The following is an 18,280-nucleotide window of genomic DNA, read 5'->3' on the forward strand; positions in this document are numbered from 1 at the left end:
ATAATCATTAATCTGTTAAATGCGCCCGAAGGGCATGCATTTCAGGGGCGCGGGGAACTGCGCGACCAGCCCCCACCGGCCCGCAGACGCCGAACCCCCGCCCCCGGCAGACGCGCAGCGCGCCCCCGCACCGACTCCGCGCCCCATCTGGCAGGCTTCCCGCATGAACCTGCACAGCGTGATGCTCTACGGATGCGCGGCCGTCGTCGTCGTGGTCGGCGTACGCGTGCTGGCGGCGATCGCGGTCCTCGGCGACCGGGACACCCAGGAGACCCGGGACACCGGCGAGACCTCGCCACCGCAGGCGCTGCTGAGGGCATGGCGGCGACCCCTCCCGTGGGCCGCCGCGCTCCTCGTCGCCGTCATGGTGGCCTTCGGCATCGCGCAGCTCGCCGCGCCCGGGGTGATCGACGCCCTGGAGCGGCAGCCGCACGGCGACTGGTGGCGAGCCGGCACCGCCCTGCTCGTCCAGTCCTCCGGCTGGTTCCAGATCCTGTTCAACCTGGCGGCCCTCGTGGCCGTCGCCCCCGTCGCGGAACGGCACTTCGGTCCCGTCCGCACGCTGATGATCTTCGTGCTCAGCGGAGTCACCGCGCAGGCCGTCAGCATGTCCGGCTGGAGCCCCACCGGAGGCGGCGACTCCGTCGCGATCTGCGGCCTCGTCGGCGCGCTCGCCACCTGGTACGCACTGCGCGGCACCGACCTCCTCCTGCGCCGGACCGCACCCCTCGTCCCCCTCGCCGGCCTCGTCCTGTGCCTGCTGACCAACAACCATGGCGTCGGCCTCCTCATGGGCTCCCTCCTCGGCGCCGGACTCGCCCTTCCCGCCCGCCGGCCCCTGGCGGCCTGACCGGACACCGGCGCCCTGCGTTACGTTCGAACCGTGAACGACACCACCAGCACCGCCGGCCGCATCGTCCTGCTCACCACCAGCCACCGCGTCGCCCCCGGACTCCTGTCCTGGCAGGCCTGGCAGGTGCTGCGCGCCGCCGACGAGGTGCTGTGCGCCGACCCCGGCCACCCGCAGCTGCCGTACCTCAAGGAGGCCGGCGTCGAGCCCCGGCTCACCGCCGTCACCGCCCGCGAGCTCGTCGACCGGTGCGCCGACGGCGGCCGCACCGTCGTCGTCCTCGCCTCCGCCGACGGCGACCGCCGCCTCACCGACGGCCTCGCGACCCTCGCCGGGTCCGGCCGCGAACAGATGCCGTCCCTCGAACTGCTCCCCGGCTCCTACGACCTCCCCGGCGCCCGCCTCCTCGACCTCGTCCAGGTCATGGACCGCATCCGCCGCGAATGCCCCTGGTCGCAGCTGCGCACCCACGAGGACCTCGCCAAGTACGCCATCGAGGAGGCGTACGAACTCGTCGAGGCCATCGAGACCGACGACCGCGAAGAGCTCCGCGAGGAGCTCGGCGACGTCCTCCTCCAGGTCGTCTTCCACGCCCGCATCGCCGAGGAGGCCACCGGCGACGACGAGCCCTTCTCCATCGATGACGTCGCCGGCGGCATCGTCACCAAGCTCATCCACCGCCACCCGCACGTCTTCGGCGACGAGAGCGCGGCGACGCCGGAGGAGGTCCGGGAGATCTGGCTGCGCCGCAAGGGCGAGGCGAAGCAGCGCGCCTCCGTCACCGACGGCGTCCCCGTCGGCCAGCCCGGCCTCGCCCTCGCCGCGAAGCTCGGCTCCCGCGTCCGCACCGCCGGACTCGACGTGCCGCTGCCCGCCGGCACCGGCGTCGGCTACGAACTCCTCGCCCTCGCCCTGCGCGCCGAGGCCGACGGCGTCGACCCCGAGGCCGCCCTGCGCGCCGCCGCCCGCGCCTACCGCGACGCGGTCCGTGCCGCCGAAGGCCTCCCGGATACGGTCGAGGAGTGACCCAGAGCCCCACCCCCGCCGAGATGCCCGAACTCTTCACCTGGGAGTTCGCGAGCGACCCGTACCCCGCCTACGCCTGGCTGCGCGAGCACGCACCCGTGCACCGCACGACCCTGCCCAGCGGGGTCGAGGCCTGGCTGGTCACCCGGTACGCGGACGCCCGCCAGGCCCTCGCCGACCAGCGGCTCAGCAAGAACCCGGAGCACCACGACGAGCCCTCCCACGCCAAGGGCAAGACGGGCATCCCCGGCGAGCGCAAGGCCGAGCTGATGACCCACCTCCTGAACATCGACCCGCCGGACCACACCCGGCTGCGCCGTCTCGTCTCCAAGGCCTTCACCCCGCGCCGCGTCGCCGAGTTCGCCCCCCGTGTCCAGGAGCTGACGGACGACCTGATCGACCGCTTCGCGGCGAAGGGCGAGGCGGACCTGATCCACGACTTCGCCTTCCCCCTCCCCATCTACGCGATCTGCGACCTCCTCGGCGTCCCCCGCGAGGACCAGGACGACTTCCGCGACTGGGCGGGCATGATGATCCGGCACGGCGGGGGGCCGCGGGGCGGGGTCGCCCGGGCCGTCAAGAAGATCCGCGCCTACCTGGTCGACCTCATCCACCGCAAGCGCAACGATCTGGGCGACGACCTGATCTCGGGCCTGATCCGGGCCTCCGACCACGGCGAGCACCTCACCGAGAACGAGGCGGCGGCGATGTGTTTCGTGCTGCTGCTGGCCGGCTTCGAGACGACCATCAACCTGATCGGCAACGGCACGTACTCCCTGCTGAGGAACCCGGATCAGTTCGCTCGTCTGACCGATTCGCTCGCCCGGGGCGACGAGGGGTTCCTCGACACCGCGCTGGAGGAACTGCTGCGCTACGACGGGCCGGTGGAGTTGGCCACCTGGCGCTTCGCCACCCAACCGCTGCAGATCGGCGGTCAGGACATCGCGAAGGGCGACCCCGTCCTTGTAGTGCTGGCTGCCGCCAACCGCGACCCGGCCCGTTTCGACGACCCGGACGCGCTCGACCTGGGCCGCGGCACCAACCCGCACCTCGGCTACGGGCACGGCATCCATTACTGCCTGGGCGCCCCACTGGCTCGGCTCGAAGCCCGTACGGCCCTGGCGACCCTGCTGACCCGGCTGCCGGACCTGCACTTGGCCGCCGACCCGGCCGACCTGCGCTGGCGCGGCGGGCTCATCATGCGGGGCCTCAGAAACCTTCCGGTTACCTTCACCTCCGAGCACAGTAAACATTCCTGACCCGCCTCCGAGGGAGGGGCGATATCGGGAAACGGGGGAATTTGCCGATTCGCATACTTCGGTGAGGGGTCCGAATTACGATCACCTCTACATGGCACGGCCCCGGAGCGGGAACTCCGGGGCCGTGTGAATCCCGGCGGTGTCCTACCACCCCGGGTTTGGCACAGTCGCGGAAGGACTGAACATGTCCATTCTGGCATTCCGGCCCCGGGCCGGAGAGCAACTTGTCGTGGTGACCTACCGGCGGGTGTCCACCCAGAGGCAACTCGACGGATCCGGACTCGAAGAGCAGCGGGCGGATTGCCTGCGCTGGTTGCGGAGTCACCCCGAAGTCGAACTCGCGGACGACTACGTGGACGAGGCGATGTCGGGCACCGGTGAGGAACGGCCCGGACTGGAACGTCTGATGAATGACGCACGCGGCGGCGCGTTTCAGCGTGTGATCGTCGCGAGCGTCGACCGGGTCGGCAGGACGGCCCAGGCCGCTTACCAGTGGGCCTGGGGCATGGCTGATCTGGGAGTCCACATCATCGCCGTGCGCGAAGGGATCGACACGAGCACGGAGACCGGATGGGAGGACTTCCGGCGCTGGGTGACCTACGCGGACCTGGAGTGGCGGCGGATCCGGCAGCGGACCATGGCGGGACGCGAGTCGACGATCTCGTACGGCGGATGGCCTTCGGGCCCGCCCCCCTTCGGATACCGGATTGTCCCCGGCACCGTGCAGACGGCTGATGGACGCCGGGCGCTTTCGATCCTGGTCACCGACGAACGGGAGGCCGCCGTCATCCAGGAGGCGGCGGCCCTGCTCATCGAGGCGGGCATGAATTGCCGGCAGGCGGCGGACGAACTGAACCGCAGGGGTTGGTCCACCCGGTCCGGAGCCCCATGGAGCGCGGCCAATCTTCGTTCGCGGCTGAGTGGGGAGACGATCCATCACGGCTATGTGACGTACCGGAAGGCCGGACGGGCAGGCAGGCCCAACACGACGCGACGGACGGAAACCGGCGAACCCTTGCACGGAGCAGCGCTCAGGATTGGTGTTCCGCCCATTCTGAGCGAGGACCGGGCCGGGCAACTGATGGTCGCGCTGCGCCAGACGGGCTTTCGGAACGGCCGCCGAGAGGACCGCGTCTACCCTCTCAGCGGCCGGATCACAGGGCAGTGCGGGGAGGCGTACACCGGGGCTACGGAGGGAGACCGCCGGGTGTACCGCTGCCGGGGCCGTCTGGCCAAGACGTGCCGCGATCACAACCTGCGGGCTGACGAGATGGACGCGGCGGTTCTGCACGATGTGGTCGGTCTGATCCTGGATCAGGGGCCGGTGGTCGATGCGCTGCTGTGCCACTGGACGGAGACCGCTTCCGGGGACCGCACGTCGTACGAGCAGCGCGTTCAGGACTTCGACCGTTCCATTGCCGAGCACGAGCGGATGCTGGAGGACTCGGTGCCCGCATCGATCGAAGCCGGTATCCCGCCGCAGATCATGGAGGCGGCCGCCACCAAGATCCGGGAGCGGCTGCACGATCTGCACCGGCAGAAGGCCGTTGCCGTCCGGTGGCTGGGTGGTGATGAGGGAGGACGCACGACGGCGAACGCTCTCGTTCACGGGATCAGGAACGGCAGCGTGGACGAGGGCGGCATGCCGCCGGAACTGGCGAGCGCCCTCTTCGAGGCGCTCGATGTCCGTGTGCGTCCTACGGAGTTCGAGGACGGGCTGCGGTCGGGAGTGCGCTGCCCCGTCACCGAATGGCACCGCAGCACCGGAATGCTGATTCCGCCCGACCCCACCGAGCGTCAGTGGGAGTCAGTCCTGAACGTACTGCGTCCCCTGTTCACGGCGCGGCACTTCACGAGTCGGCACGACATCAGGCTGCAGTTCTGCGGAATGCTGCACCGGCTGCGGCGCGGACTGAGCTGGCGGGACATGCCGGATACGTGGGGACCGGTGGATCCCATCAGGGTGCGTCAGCTGAACTGGTGGAAGAAGGGAGCCTGGCCGCAGATCATGAAGACCCTCGGAGCCGAGTCGCGGGGCGAACCCGTGCCCTGTCGACCGGTGCTGCCGTCGTTCGTCCTGACCACGGGCGTCGGCGACGGAGGGGCCGCTGAAAAGCCGATGACCCGGCGGGATCCGGCCCGGTAGCGTGCGGGGTATGTCGAGTCCCGAGTCGGACAGGTCGGGGGCTGTCGGTCACGCCGTCAGCCCCGAGAACCGGTGATCGTGTAAGGACACGCCCCTAGGGTGCTGACCGCGGTGACGAGAAGACGTCCACGTCCCTCTCCTCACCCGGAGCCTCTCGATGCCTTTTCCCCTCTATCTGCTGTCCCTGGCGGTCTTCGCCATGGGCACCTCGGAGTTCATGCTCGCCGGACTCCTGCCGGACATCGCCGCCGGTCTCGGCGTGCCCGTCGGTGCCGCCGGACTGCTGACCACCGCCTTCGCGGCGGGTCTCGCGGTCGGCGCCCCGGTCATGGCGGTGCTCACCCGCCGCCGGCCGCCCCGTACCGTCCTGCTCGTCTCGCTCGGCGTCTTCGCCGCGGCGCACGGGGTCGGCGCGCTGACCACGGACTTCGGGGTGCTGCTCGTGACCCGCGCGGTCGCGGCGCTCGCCGACGCCGGGTTCCTCGCTGTCGCCCTGACGACGGCGGCGCAGCTCGTGGAGCCCGACCGCAAGGGGCGCGCGCTCGCCGTCCTGCTGTCCGGTACGACCCTGGCCACCGTCGTCGGGGTGCCCGGCGGGGCGGTGCTCGGCGCCCTGCTCGGCTGGCGGGCCACGTTCTGGGCCGTCGCCCTGCTCTGTGTCCCGGCGGCGCTGGGCATCCTGCGCGGTCTCCCGGCCCTGGCCCCGGCCCCCGCGGCGCCGCTCGACGCCGAACTCGGCCAACTGCGCAGCCCCCGGCTGCTGTTCGTGATGCTGCTCGCGGCGCTGGTGAACGCGGCGACCTTCGCGAGCTTCACCTTCCTGGCCCCGGTGGTGACCGGTCCGGCCGGGCTCGGCGCCCTCTGGGTCCCCGTCACCCTCGTGCTGTTCGGCGTCGGTTCGCTGGTGGGCGTCACGGTGGCGGGGCGACTCGCGGACCGCAGTCCCGGTCGCGTCCTCGCCGTCGGCGGCCCCCTTCTTCTCCTGGGCTGGCCGGGAATGGCGCTCCTCGCCGTCCATCCGTCCGTCGTTCTCGCGCTGGCCTTCCTGATGGGGGCGCTCTCGTTCGGGGTCGGCAGCACCCTCATCACCCGGGTCCTCTACGTGGCCGAGAACGCCCCCACACTCGCGGGCGCCTGTGCGACGGCGTCCCTGAACGTGGGCGCCGCCGCGGGTCCGTTCCTCGCGGCGGCGGTCCTCGGCGCGGGGGCGGGGGAGGCGGGGCCGTTCTGGGTGAGCGGGGCGCTGGTGGCCGCGGCGCTGGCGCTCGCGTTGTGGCGGCGTACGGAGTTCAGGGCAGCGGGACCGTCACCCGCGGCAGGAACCAGCCGACGAGCGGTCCCAGACCCAGGGCGATGACCACGGTGCCGGCGCCGAGCGTTCCGCCCAGGAGCCAGCCGGTGCCGGCGACCGTGACCTCGATGCCGGTGCGCACGACGGCGACGGGCAGCCGGGTCAGCCGGACGAGCCCGGTCATGATGCCGTCGCGCGGCCCGGGTCCGAGCCGGGCGCCGAGGTAGAGCGCGTCGAAGAACGCCAGCGCGACGAGCCCGCACAGCAGGTAGCCGATCCGCGCGGCGAGGCCGTGGGGATCGGGCAGCAGCGCGGCCGTGGCGTCGGCGGCGAACCCGACCAGCGCGATGTTGAGGAGCGTGCCGGGGCCCGGTCGTTCGCGCAGCGGGATCCACGCGAGCAGCACCAGAAGGGAGATGAGGTTCGTCGTCCAGCCGAAGCTGAGGCCGAGGGTGAGGGCGGTGCCCTCGGTGAGCACGTTCCAGCCGGCGGCGCCGAGTCCGGAGCGTACGAGCAGCATGACGGCGGCGCCGTAGCCGACGAGGCCGAGGAGGAGCTGGGGGACGCGGCGCGCGGGGCGGGTGCGCAGGGAGAGGGGAGGGGGTGCGGGCATGCGGTCCAGCTTCCGGAGCATCTGGTCCCGGGTTCCATAGCCAGATTGCCTACGCTGGCCCGATGAAGGTGGGTTCGTACGCGGTGGCGCGGATGGTCGGGGACTGGCAGGAGGGGCCGGGGCCCGGGCACCGGCGGCTGTCGGACCGGTTGCGGCTGCTGATCCTGGACGGCCGGATCGCGCTGGGCGCGGCGCTGCCGAGCGAGCGGGACCTGGCCGGGGCGCTGGCGGTGAGCCGGACGACGGTCGGTGCCGCGTACCGGACGCTGGCCGAGCACGGGTATCTGGCCACCCGTTCGCGGGCCAGGGCGACGGTGCGGCTGCCCGACGACGCGTCGGGCCGGGTGCCGGAGCGGACGGACGAGGGGGCGGTCGACCTGTCGGTCGCGGCGCCCGCGGCACCGGTCGAGATCCTGCACGCCGCGTTCGCGAGCGCGCTGCGGCGGCTGCCGCACCACTTCGGCCGGCACGGCTACGACCCGTACGGGGTGGGGGAGCTGCGTGCGGCGGTCGCGGACTGGTACGGGCGGCGCGGGCTGCCGACGACGCCGGGTCAGATCATGGTGACCAGTGGGGCGCAGCACGCGCTGGCGCTGCTGACCCGGACGCTGGTGGCGCCGCGGGACCGGGTGCTGATCGACCATCCGACGTATCCGCACGCCATCCGGGTGTTCACGGAGGCGCGGGCGCGGCTGGTGCCGGTCGGGCTGACGGCTTCCGGCTGGGATGTGCCGCAGTTGCGCGCGGCGGCGCGGGGCGCGGCGCTGGCCTATCTGGTGCCGGACTTCCACAATCCGACGGGGCTGTGCATGCCGTCCGGGGTGCGGCGCGAGCTGCGGCCGGGGTGTCTCACGGTGGTCGACGAGACGATGGCCGATCTGGCGCTGGACCGTGCGCCGGACGTGGCGGGCGCGGAGCCGCTGGCGGCGCACGTACCGGACGCGGTCAGCGTCGGGTCCGTGTCGAAGAGCGTGTGGGGCGGGCTGCGGATCGGCTGGATCCGGGCGCGGCCCGCGCTGCTCGAACGGGTGGTCAGGAACCGGCCGGTGACGGATCTCGGGACGCCGGTGCTGGAGCAGCTCGCGACGGCCGTGCTGCTCGACGAGGGCCGGACGCGGCGGGCGGACGCGCTGGGGGAGTTGCGGGCGCGGCGGGAGGTGCTCGTGCGGGAACTCGGCGAGAGACTTCCGGAGGTCGAAGTTCCGTGTCCCGCGGGCGGTCTGACGCTGTGGGCGAGATTTCCGGAGCCGGTCGCGTCACGGCTGGCGGCCGTGGCCCCGGACCACGGTGTGACGGTGGCGGCGGGGCCACGGTTCGGGGTCGGCGGGGCGTTCGAGCGGCATGTCCGACTGCCTTTCACCTTGGCTCCTGAGCTGCTGGTTCAGGGGGTGGAGCGGCTTGCCGCGGCCCGGGACGCGGTGGCCCGCGGGGCCTTCGGGCACCACGTTCCGCCGCCCACCGCATGAGGTTCGGACTGAACAAAACTGACAGGCCGTCAAAGCTGTGACTTTCACGTGATCTCCGCTGCATCGACTTGTGACAAGCGTTCGAGTCCCGCTACGTTCACAACCCACCGCGTCGGCACCGTCCGTCGCACCCGCGACACCCGTCGCGGGCGCAGCATCAGTCTCGCGAAAGGCATCCGCATGCTCTCCGGGAACGGTCGTCACCGTCGCCCTCGTCAGGCTCCTGCTCTCGTGGTCGCCGCCGGTGTCGCCGGCAGCGCCATCGCGATCCCGCTGCTCGCCGCGTCCAACGCGAGTGCCGCCACCACGCAGGCCTGGGACCGGCTCGCCGAGTGCGAGAGCGGCGGCCAGTGGAGCCTCGACGCGGGCAACGGGTACTACGGCGGGCTGCAGTTCTCGCAGGAGCTGTGGGAGCAGTACGGCGGCCTCGACTTCGCGCCGAGCGCCGACCAGGCGAGCCGTTCGCAGCAGATATCCGTCGCGGAGAAGGTGCTCGACGACCAGGGGCCCGGCGCCTGGCCGAGCTGCTCCATCACGGCGGGCCTCTCCAAGAGCGACAGCTCGGCCGAGGTCGACCCGGGGGCGAGCACGCCGCCGCCGGCCCTCGGCGGTTCGTCGGGCGGGCTCCTCGGGATCGGCGGGGACGCGAACGCCGACAAGGGAGAGAAGAATCACGACGACGGGGGCAATTCGGACACCCCGTCAGACGACGCCTCCGGGGATACCTCCGGTAACGCCAAGGGTGACGCGTCCGACGGCAAGGTGGGCGACGAGCCGAGCGGCGGCGCCACTGCCTCGCCCTCCGGCGACGCGGCGGTGGACGAAGGTGACGCGCGGGGTGAATCGGACAAGTCCGGCTCCGATGCCTCCACTTCCCCGGACGGGCCGAAGGGCTCCGGCGCACCGGACGCCTCCCCGTCCGCCTCCAACCCTGCCTCCGAGGGCTCCGGCGCGGGCCGCCACCGCGGCGGCGCCGCCTCCGACGACACCGCCGACTCCCGTACGGGAGAGGGCCGTCACGCCTCCCGTGACGACCGGCGCGACGGCGACGCGTACACGGTGCGCGCCGGCGACAACCTGTGGGACATCGCCGACTCCCAGGGCGTGGACGGCGGATGGACCGAGCTGTACCAGCTCAACAAGAAGGCGGTCGGCTCCGACCCCGACCTCATCCTTCCTGGTCAGAGTCTGGATCTTGGGCTCGAATCGGGCGAAAAGTAGCGGGAGTTCAGGGCGGGTTGCTGCCTGAATGTCCGATTTGGCGAAAGTGAGAGATGGGTCTCAAAGGGCCTGATCCGCTTTGAAAACCGCCGGATCGGCTGCGTACGGTCTGACCGCTCGCCACAGCGGGCCCCGACGGATGTCACGCCGAATCCTGCCAACCTCCGTACGGGAACAGTCGACGCGTCAGCGCCGTGGGCAGGAGCGGGGGACCCAAGGTAGGCGCCGTCCGGAAAGCGATACTCCGGTACGGCTTGGGGTTAAGCCGCGCACTAGGTTGCGCGGCCGGGCACTCACTGGCCCGCACCCGACAGCTCACCTCGTAGGCGTCGGTGAGGGGATCTCTCCATGCTGTTCTCCAGCAAGGGCAAGCACCGCCGCCCGTCCAAGGCCGTCCGTGTCGCCACGCTCGCCGGTGTCACCGGTGCCGCCGTCGCCGTTCCGCTGATGGGTGCCACCGGCGCCTCCGCCGCCACCGCCTCCGAGTGGGACGCCGTCGCCCAGTGCGAGTCCGGCGGCAACTGGTCGATCAACACCGGCAACGGCTACTACGGCGGTCTGCAGTTCTCCGCCTCCACGTGGGCCGCGTACGGCGGCACCGCCTACGCCTCCACCGCCGACCAGGCCTCCAAGGCGCAGCAGATCTCCGTCGCCGAGAAGGTCCTCGCCTCCCAGGGCAAGGGCGCCTGGCCGTCCTGCGGTGTCGGCCTGTCCGGCGCCTCCACCTCGAACCCGGCCCCGGCCCCCGCCGAGCAGCAGCAGACCCAGCCGCAGCCCGAGCGCAAGGCCGAGCAGCCGGCCAACCGCTCGCAGGAGCGCCAGGCCCCGAAGGCCGCGCCGAAGAAGACCGTCACCACGCCGACCGGCAAGAAGGTCGCCAAGGGCGACGGCGAGTACAAGGTCAAGAAGGGTGACTCCCTCAGCGCGATCGCCGAGGCGCACCACACGACCTGGCAGAAGCTCTTCAAGCTGAACGACGACATCGTCCAGGACGCCGACCTGATCTACCCGGGTCAGCAGCTCCACCTGAAGTAAGCCGCCCCCTATATAGGGGAGCGCCCCCCCGCACTCGGCATCGGCGGACGCCGAGTGCCGGCCGCTCGCCACGTGACCCTCTGCCCCGGCCGCCGGGGTGGGGGGTCCCGTCGTTCGCCGAGTGCGGGCCCGGTGGGGGCTGGTCGCGCAGTTCCCCGCGCCCCTGAGATGCATGGCGCTGCGCGCCGCATCTCCCCGATAGAGGCGCCGGGCGCCTTTCGTCTGGGGAAGGCGCGGCGAAGCCGCATGCCTTCCAGGGGCGCGGGGAACTGCGCGACCAGCCCCCACCGGCCCGCACCCCGCGACGAAACCCGACCGCCCCCCACGGACCGTTCACCCGCGAACCACCGGCGGTATTTGTTCCCGTCGGAAACATTTCGCTCACGGCGGAGTCCAAGAGACGGGCGGTCGGCTGGCCGATGGCCCGCGTGCGGTTAGGCTCAAGCCATGCGGAACCGCGCACCGCGGCCCCGCACAGCCCGCGTCACATCCCAGAAGGAGATGCTCGTGCCGTCCATCGACGTCGTCGTAGCCCGGGAAATCCTGGACTCCCGAGGCAACCCCACGGTCGAGGTCGAGGTCGGCCTCGACGACGGCAGCACCGGCCGTGCTGCTGTTCCGTCCGGCGCCTCCACCGGTGCGTTCGAGGCCATCGAGCTTCGCGACGGTGACCCGAACCGCTACCAGGGCAAGGGTGTCGAGAAGGCCGTCCTCGCCGTCATCGAGCAGATCGGCCCGGAGCTGGTCGGCTACGACGCCACCGAGCAGCGCCTGATCGACCAGGCCATGTTCGACCTGGACGCCACCGACAACAAGGGCTCCCTCGGCGCCAACGCCATCCTCGGCGTCTCGCTCGCCGTCGCCCACGCCGCCTCCGAGGCCAGCGACCTGCCGCTGTTCCGCTACCTCGGCGGTCCGAACGCGCACCTGCTGCCCGTCCCGATGATGAACATCCTGAACGGTGGGTCGCACGCCGACTCCAACGTCGACATCCAGGAGTTCATGATCGCCCCGATCGGCGCGGAGTCCTTCTCCGAGGCGCTGCGCTGGGGCACCGAGGTCTACCACACCCTCAAGAAGGTCCTGAAGAGCAAGGGTCTGGCCACCGGCCTCGGCGACGAGGGCGGCTTCGCCCCGAACCTGGGCTCGAACCGCGAGGCCCTCGACCTCATCCTCGAGGCCATCAAGGAGGCCGGCTACATCCCCGGCCAGCAGGTCGCCCTCGCGCTCGACGTCGCCGCCTCCGAGTTCTACAAGGACGGCAAGTACCTCTTCGAGGGCAAGGAGCGCTCCGCCGCCGAGATGACGGAGTACTACGAGGAGCTCGTGGCGGCCTACCCGCTCGTCTCCATCGAGGACCCGCTGTTCGAGGACGACTGGGCCGGCTGGAACGTCATCACCGCGAAGCTCGGCGACAAGGTCCAGCTCGTCGGTGACGACCTGTTCGTCACCAACCCGGAGCGCCTCGCCCGCGGCATCGAGGAGAACTCGGCCAACGCCCTGCTCGTGAAGGTGAACCAGATCGGTTCGCTCACCGAGACCCTGGACGCCGTCGAGCTCGCCCAGCGCAACGGCTTCAAGTGCATGATGTCCCACCGCTCCGGCGAGACCGAGGACGTCACCATCGCCGACCTCGCCGTCGCCACCAACTGCGGCCAGATCAAGACCGGCGCCCCGGCCCGCTCCGAGCGCGTCGCCAAGTACAACCAGCTGCTGCGCATCGAGGAGATCCTCGACGACGCCGCGGTGTACGCCGGCCGCAGCGCGTTCCCGCGCTTCAAGGGCTGACCGCCGCCGACGCGGTAGTTACGTACGTCCCCGCACTCGGTCCCGTACCGTGTGCGGGGACGTACGCACGTGAAGGCAAGGGGAGGCGGGAGATCCGATGCCGGGAAAGCTCCGCGACAGGGGCCAGTTCGACTCGGCCCGCTTCTCCACGGCCACCCGCCTGCGGGCGCTCGGCGAGCAGACCGCCGAGCGCGTGTACCGCTCGCAGAACAAGCGGCAGGCCCGCCGCTCCCGGCTCACCGGCCGCGCGGCGCTGCTCGCCCTCGTCCTGTGCACCCTGGTCGTCGCGCTCGCGTACCCGATAAGGCAGTACGTGTCCCAGCGCGGCGAGATCGCCGACCTGCGGCGCACGCAGCAGGAGGCGAAGGAGCGGGTGGACCGGCTGCGCGACGAGAAGGCGCGCTGGCAGGACGACGCGTACGCGGAGCAGCGGATCCGCGAGCGTCTGCACCTGGTGCTGCCCGGCGAGACCGGCTACATCGTGCCCGACCCGCGCTCCACCACCACCGGCCGCGCCGAACAGGGCGAGGCCGACCGCCCCTGGTACTCGAACGTCTGGGACGGCGTCGACAAGGCCGACCGCTGACGCCCCCGACCCGTACCCGTCATCCCGCACACCCGTAAGCCCGCAGACGAAAGACGACGCGACACAGTCATGGAAACGCCTCCGCCGCAGACCGAGCCCACCACGCCCACGGACGCCGACATCCACGCGTTCCAGGAGCAGCTGGGCCGCCCGCCGCGCGGTCTGCGGGCCATCGCGCACCGCTGCCCGTGCGGCAACCCGGACGTGGTCGAGACGGCCCCGCGCCTGGAGGACGGCACGCCGTTCCCCACGACGTACTACCTGACGTGCCCGCGCGCCGCGTCCGCCATCGGCACCCTCGAGGCCAACGGCGTGATGAAGGAGATGACGGAGCGGCTCAAGACCGATCCGGAGCTCGCGGAGAAGTACCGCGCCGCGCACGAGGACTACATCGCGCGCCGTGACGCCATCGAGGTCCTGGAGGGCTTCCCGAGCGCCGGCGGCATGCCCGACCGCGTGAAGTGCCTGCACGTGCTCGTCGGCCACTCGCTGGTCGCGGGCCCCGGCGTGAACCCGCTGGGCGACGAGGCCATCGCGATGCTGCCCGAGTGGTGGCGCAAGGGCCCCTGCGTGACGCCGTGCGTCGAGCAGGAGGACGCCAAGTGACCCGCGTCGCCGCCATCGACTGCGGTACGAACTCGATCCGCCTGCTCGTCGCGGACGCGAACCCGGAGACGGGCGAGATCGTCGACCTGGACCGCCGGATGACGATCGTGCGGCTCGGCCAGGGTGTCGACCGCACCGGCCGGCTCGCCCCCGAGGCGCTGGAGCGGACCTTCGCCGCGTGCCGCGAGTACGCCGGGATCATCAAGAAGCACGGGGCCGAGAAGCTGCGCTTCGTGGCGACCTCCGCCTCGCGCGACGCCGAGAACCGGGACGACTTCGTCCGGGGCGTCGTCGACATCCTGGGCGTCGAGCCCGAGGTCATCACCGGTGACGAGGAGGCGCAGCTCTCCTTCACGGGTGCGACGAAGGAGCTCACCGGCCGCGCCGACCTGGACCGGCCGTACCTGGTCGTGGACATCGGCGGCGGCTCCACCGAGTTCGTCGTGGGCGACGACGCGGTGCGCGGCGCGCGCTCCGTGGACATCGGCTGCGTGCGGATGACCGAGCGTCATCTCGTCGGCCCGGACGGCACGGTGACGGACCCGCCCTCGCCGGCCCAGATCGAGGCGATCCGCGAGGACATCGCGGCGGCCCTGGACCTGGTGGCGGGCACGGTCCCGATCGACGAGGCGGGCACGCTGGTCGGCCTCGCCGGTTCGGTGACGACGGTGGCCGCGCTGGCGCTCGGCCTGAGCGAGTACGACTGGACGGCGATCCACCACGCGCGGATCTCCTACGAGCGGGTCGCCGAGCTGACCGACTGGCTGCTGACGTCGACGCACGACCAGCGCGCCCTGAAGCCGGTCATCCACCCGGGACGGGTCGACGTCATCGCCTCCGGCGCCCTCGTGCTGCGGCTGATCATGGAGCATGTCGGGGCCCGCGAGGTCGTCGTCTCGGAACACGACATTCTGGACGGTATCGCCTGGAGCGTGGCCTGATCCCAGGCCGCACCGGGCCCGTTCCGCGAGGGGCTCGACCGAGCGTTCCGGGTCTCTCCCGAGCGCTCGGACGAGCGCCGCGACACGCCCTGACGACACCCCGTCGGGAAAGTTCGTGAACTTCTTCACAAGGATTTCGGTCCCATGGGGCGCGGATTCGGGCCCATAGACCCGTTCGGGGCGGTCAAACGCCTCTGGGGGCGGGCGATCGCCTTGCTTTCCGAGGCGGGCGGCGGGGCGGAACCGGTAAGTGGTCCATCGCCCTGGGGGGCTCACCGTGGCTGCTCAAAGGGGGTGAGCAACGACCGGCGGCACCCCGTGGTTCCCCTCCGGGACCATGACATGGGTCACGTGGGCGGCGCAGTGTAGCAGAGCCCCCACCCAACCTTGTGAAGGGGCGCACGAGCGACCCCCTCCAGTCGGGTGGATACTCGATGGCATGAGCACCACGGAGCGTCCCAGGATCCTCATTGTCGGGGGTGGGTACGTAGGCCTGTACGCAGCGCGTCGCATCCTCAAGAAGATGCGATACGCGGAAGCGACCGTCACGGTCGTCGACCCGCGCTCGTACATGACGTACCAGCCCTTCCTCCCCGAGACCGCCGCCGGCAGCATCTCGCCGCGCAACGTCGTCGTCCCGCTGCGACGCGCTGTGCCGGGCGCCGAGATTCTCACCGGCCGCGTGACCAACATCGACCAGGACCGCAAGGTCGCCACGGTCTCGCCGCTCGTCGGCGAGGCGTACGAGGTGCCCTTCGACTACCTGGTGATCGCGCTCGGCGCCGTCTCCCGCACCTTCCCGACCCCCGGCCTCGCCGAGCAGGGCATCGGCATGAAGGGCGTCGAGGAGGCCATCGGCCTGCGCAACCACGTGCTCGAGCAGCTCGACAAGGCCGAGTCCACGACGGACGAGGAGATCCGCCGCAAGGCGCTCACCTTCGTCTTCGTCGGCGGTGGCTTCGCGGGCGCCGAGACCATCGGTGAGGTCGAGGACCTGGCGCGCGACGCGGCCAAGTTCTACAAGAACGTGAAGCGCGAGGACATGCGCTTCGTGCTCGTCGACGCCGCCGACAAGGTGCTGCCGGAGGTGGGCCCGGAGCTGGGCACCTACGGCCGCAAGCACCTGGAGTCCCGCGGTATCGAGGTCTACCTGAAGACCACCATGCCCTCCTGCGTCGACGGCCACGTCGTGCTGAGCAACGGCCTCGAGGTCGACGCCAACACGATCGTGTGGACCGCCGGTGTGAAGCCGAACCCGGCGCTGGCCCGCTTCGGCCTCCCGCTCGGCCCCCGCGGCCACGTCGACACCCAGGCGACCCTCCAGGTCCAGGGCAGCGACTACATCTGGGCCGCGGGCGACAACGCCCAGGTGCCCGACCTCGTCGGCCGCAAGGCGGGCAACGAGAACGCCTGGTGCCCGCCGAACGCGCAGCACGCCATGCGCCAGGCCAAGGTCCTCGGCGACAACGTGGTCTCCGGCATGCGGGGCTTCCCGCAGAAGGAGTACAGCCACAGCAACAAGGGCGCCGTCGCGGGTCTCGGCCTGCACAAGGGCGTCGCGATGATCGTCATGGGCAAGATGAAGATCAAGCTCAAGGGCCGTCTCGCCTGGTACATGCACCGTGGCTACCACGGTCTGGCCATGCCGACCTGGAACCGCAAGATCCGTGTGATCGCCGAGTGGACGATCAACATGTTCCAGAAGCGCGACATCACCGCCCTGGGCGCCCTCGAGACCCCGCGCGAGGAGTTCTACGAGGCCGCCAAGCCGGCCCCGGCTCCCGCCAAGGCCGAGGAGAAGAAGGTCGAGGAGAAGGCCAAGGCCTCCTGACCCGCCGGTAGTTCACGCCCGAAGGGGTCGTCCGCCATCCGTGGTGCGGGCGGCCCCTTCGGGCGTTTCCGCGGCGGTTTACGTGGCGGCTACATGCATTTTGCTCTTCCGTGACGCGGAGACGGGACTGCCGTACCGGGTACGTGGTGTTTACGTAAGTGCCGGACCGTACATCTCGGTCCGTTCCGGGAACCCCCCGCTTCACGGAGGTGTGCGCCATGCAGGACGCCGCACAGCGGCTGAAGAACCTCGCCGAAAAGCTCTTCGGCGCCGAACTCCCGGTGCGGCTGCGCGCCTGGGACGGGTCGGAAGCCGGGCCCCCGGACGCCCCCGCCCTCGTCGTCCGCCACCGCCGCGCCCTGCGCCGCCTGCTGTGGAAGCCGGGCGAGCTGGGCCTCGCCCGCGCCTGGGTGGCCGGCGACCTCGACGTCGAGGGCGACCTCTACGAGCTGCTCGACGCCCTGTCCGACCTCATCTGGGAGCGTCCCGAGGAGGAGCGCCGCGGCCTCGCCGAGTCCCTGAAGGACCCCTCCGTGCGCTCCGCCGTCGCCGAGCTCGTCAAGCTCGCCGGACCGTTCCCGCCGCCCGCGCCGCCCGCCGAGGAGATGCGCCGCACCGGCCGCCTGCACCGGCACACCAAGGGCAGCGACAAGAAGGCCATCAGCCACCACTACGACGTCGGCAACGACTTCTACTCCCTCGTCCTCGGCCCCTCGATGGTCTACTCCTGCGCCTACTGGGAGAGCCCGGACGCCACCCTCGAGGACGCCCAGCGCGACAAGCTCGAACTCGTCTCCCGCAAGCTGGGCCTGAAGCCCGGCATGCGGCTGCTCGACGTGGGCTGCGGCTGGGGCTCCATGGCGATCCACGCCGCCCGCGAGCACGGCGTCACCGTCGTCGGCGTCACCCTCTCCCAGGAGCAGGCCGCCTTCGCCCGCAAGCGCGTCGCCGACGAGGGCCTCACCGACCGCGTCGAGATCCGCGTCCAGGACTACCGCGACGTGCGCGACGGCCCGTACGACGCCATCTCCTCCGTCGGTATGGCCGAGCACGTCGGCGCCGAGCGCTATCTGGAGTACGCCCAGGACCTGTACGCCCTGCTCAAGCCCGGCGGGCGGCTGCTCAACCACCAGATCGCGCGCAGACCCCAGCTCGACGAATCGGCGTACTCCGTCGACGAGTTCATCGACGCCTACGTCTTCCCCGACGGGGAACTCGCCCCGGTCGGCTCCACCACCGGCATCCTGGAGCGCGCCGGGTTCGAGGTGCGCGACATCGAGGCCATCCGCGAGCACTACGCCCTCACGCTGCGCCAGTGGGTGCGCAACCTGGAGGCCCGCTGGCCCGAGGCCCAGAGGCTGGTCAGCCCCGGCCGCGCCCGCATCTGGCGCCTCTACATGGCGGCGTGCGCCCTGAGCTTCGAGCGCAACCGCATCGGCGTCAACCAGATCCTCGCCGTGAGGACCCCGGACGCCGGGGCGTCGGGGATGCCCTTGCGGGCCCGTACCTGGAACTAGCTCCGGACACGGAAGGGGGGGGGGGGGGGGGGCGGGTGGGGGGGGCGCGGGCGGGGACCCCCCCCGCCCCCCCCCGCGCCGGTTGGGGCGCGGCGGGGTAGGAG

At 71.5% G+C, this 18,280-nt stretch carries 15 protein-coding genes and 1 riboswitch; of the genes, 14 read left to right on the plus strand and 1 reads right to left on the minus strand.

Going from position 1 to position 18,280, the window contains the following annotated elements:
* Positions 1 to 163: 163 nt before the first annotated feature.
* The 5 genes from ACFW9D_RS28640 to ACFW9D_RS28660 all read left to right on the plus strand — a co-directional run bounded on the left by ACFW9D_RS28640 (position 164) and on the right by ACFW9D_RS28660 (position 6,638).
* Positions 164 to 850, plus strand: a complete 687-nt coding sequence (locus ACFW9D_RS28640) for a rhomboid family intramembrane serine protease (RefSeq protein WP_384626451.1) — start codon at positions 164 to 166, stop codon at positions 848 to 850.
* Positions 851 to 883: 33 nt separating this feature from the next.
* A complete protein-coding gene (locus ACFW9D_RS28645) occupies positions 884 to 1,876 on the plus strand; it encodes a nucleoside triphosphate pyrophosphohydrolase (RefSeq protein WP_188338479.1) in 993 nt (330 codons plus the stop codon).
* 23 nt (positions 1,877 to 1,899) lie between these two features.
* Complete coding sequence (locus ACFW9D_RS28650; RefSeq protein ID WP_384626489.1) at positions 1,900 to 3,135, plus strand: cytochrome P450; 1,236 nt, start codon at positions 1,900 to 1,902, stop codon at positions 3,133 to 3,135.
* Positions 3,136 to 3,319: 184 nt separating this feature from the next.
* Positions 3,320 to 5,281 carry a recombinase family protein gene (locus ACFW9D_RS28655; protein WP_384626455.1) on the plus strand — a complete coding sequence of 654 codons (1,962 nt, stop codon included), beginning with the start codon at positions 3,320 to 3,322 and terminating at the stop codon, positions 5,279 to 5,281.
* A 157-nt stretch (positions 5,282 to 5,438) separates the two neighbouring features.
* Entirely contained in the window at positions 5,439 to 6,638 is a 1,200-nt protein-coding gene (locus ACFW9D_RS28660; protein ID WP_384626458.1) for a Cmx/CmrA family chloramphenicol efflux MFS transporter, read from the plus strand.
* Here ACFW9D_RS28660 and ACFW9D_RS28665 read toward each other — a convergent pair.
* Entirely contained in the window at positions 6,571 to 7,185 is a 615-nt protein-coding gene (locus ACFW9D_RS28665) for a YitT family protein (RefSeq protein ID WP_384626461.1), read from the minus strand. The genes ACFW9D_RS28660 and ACFW9D_RS28665 overlap by 68 nt on opposite strands.
* Before the next feature lie 62 nt (positions 7,186 to 7,247).
* Between ACFW9D_RS28665 and ACFW9D_RS28670 the strand changes: the two genes are divergently transcribed.
* The 9 genes from ACFW9D_RS28670 to ACFW9D_RS28710 all read left to right on the plus strand — a co-directional run bounded on the left by ACFW9D_RS28670 (position 7,248) and on the right by ACFW9D_RS28710 (position 18,176).
* Entirely contained in the window at positions 7,248 to 8,651 is a 1,404-nt protein-coding gene (locus ACFW9D_RS28670) for a PLP-dependent aminotransferase family protein (RefSeq protein WP_384626464.1), read from the plus strand.
* Between the two features lie 231 nt (positions 8,652 to 8,882).
* Positions 8,883 to 9,872 (plus strand): transglycosylase family protein, encoded by a 990-nt coding sequence (locus ACFW9D_RS28675; protein ID WP_384626467.1) that lies wholly within the window; start codon positions 8,883 to 8,885, stop codon positions 9,870 to 9,872.
* A gap of 135 nt (positions 9,873 to 10,007) precedes the next feature.
* Positions 10,008 to 10,216, plus strand: a riboswitch (cyclic di-AMP (ydaO/yuaA leader).
* A 4-nt stretch (positions 10,217 to 10,220) separates the two neighbouring features.
* A complete protein-coding gene (locus ACFW9D_RS28680) occupies positions 10,221 to 10,907 on the plus strand; it encodes a transglycosylase family protein (protein ID WP_188338485.1) in 687 nt (228 codons plus the stop codon).
* Positions 10,908 to 11,414: 507 nt separating this feature from the next.
* Positions 11,415 to 12,695: a phosphopyruvate hydratase gene (gene eno / locus ACFW9D_RS28685; RefSeq protein WP_188338486.1), complete on the plus strand. Its 1,281-nt coding sequence runs from the start codon at positions 11,415 to 11,417 to the stop codon at positions 12,693 to 12,695.
* Between the two features lie 97 nt (positions 12,696 to 12,792).
* Positions 12,793 to 13,281 (plus strand): septum formation initiator family protein, encoded by a 489-nt coding sequence (locus ACFW9D_RS28690; protein WP_384626471.1) that lies wholly within the window; start codon positions 12,793 to 12,795, stop codon positions 13,279 to 13,281.
* 69 nt (positions 13,282 to 13,350) lie between these two features.
* On the plus strand, positions 13,351 to 13,887 hold the full coding sequence (locus tag ACFW9D_RS28695) for a DUF501 domain-containing protein (RefSeq protein ID WP_384626474.1): 537 nt from the start codon (positions 13,351 to 13,353) through the stop codon (positions 13,885 to 13,887).
* Positions 13,884 to 14,828, plus strand: a complete 945-nt coding sequence (locus ACFW9D_RS28700; RefSeq protein ID WP_188338489.1) for a Ppx/GppA phosphatase family protein — start codon at positions 13,884 to 13,886, stop codon at positions 14,826 to 14,828. The genes ACFW9D_RS28695 and ACFW9D_RS28700 overlap by 4 nt, the downstream gene beginning before the upstream one ends.
* A gap of 439 nt (positions 14,829 to 15,267) precedes the next feature.
* Positions 15,268 to 16,659, plus strand: a complete 1,392-nt coding sequence (locus tag ACFW9D_RS28705) for an NAD(P)/FAD-dependent oxidoreductase (protein ID WP_188338490.1) — start codon at positions 15,268 to 15,270, stop codon at positions 16,657 to 16,659.
* Between the two features lie 218 nt (positions 16,660 to 16,877).
* A complete protein-coding gene (locus ACFW9D_RS28710; RefSeq protein ID WP_384626479.1) occupies positions 16,878 to 18,176 on the plus strand; it encodes a class I SAM-dependent methyltransferase in 1,299 nt (432 codons plus the stop codon).
* Positions 18,177 to 18,280: the final 104 nt, after the last annotated feature.

Source organism: Streptomyces sp. NPDC059524 (assembly GCF_042749255.1).
GTDB lineage: Bacteria > Actinomycetota > Actinomycetes > Streptomycetales > Streptomycetaceae > Streptomyces > Streptomyces xanthii.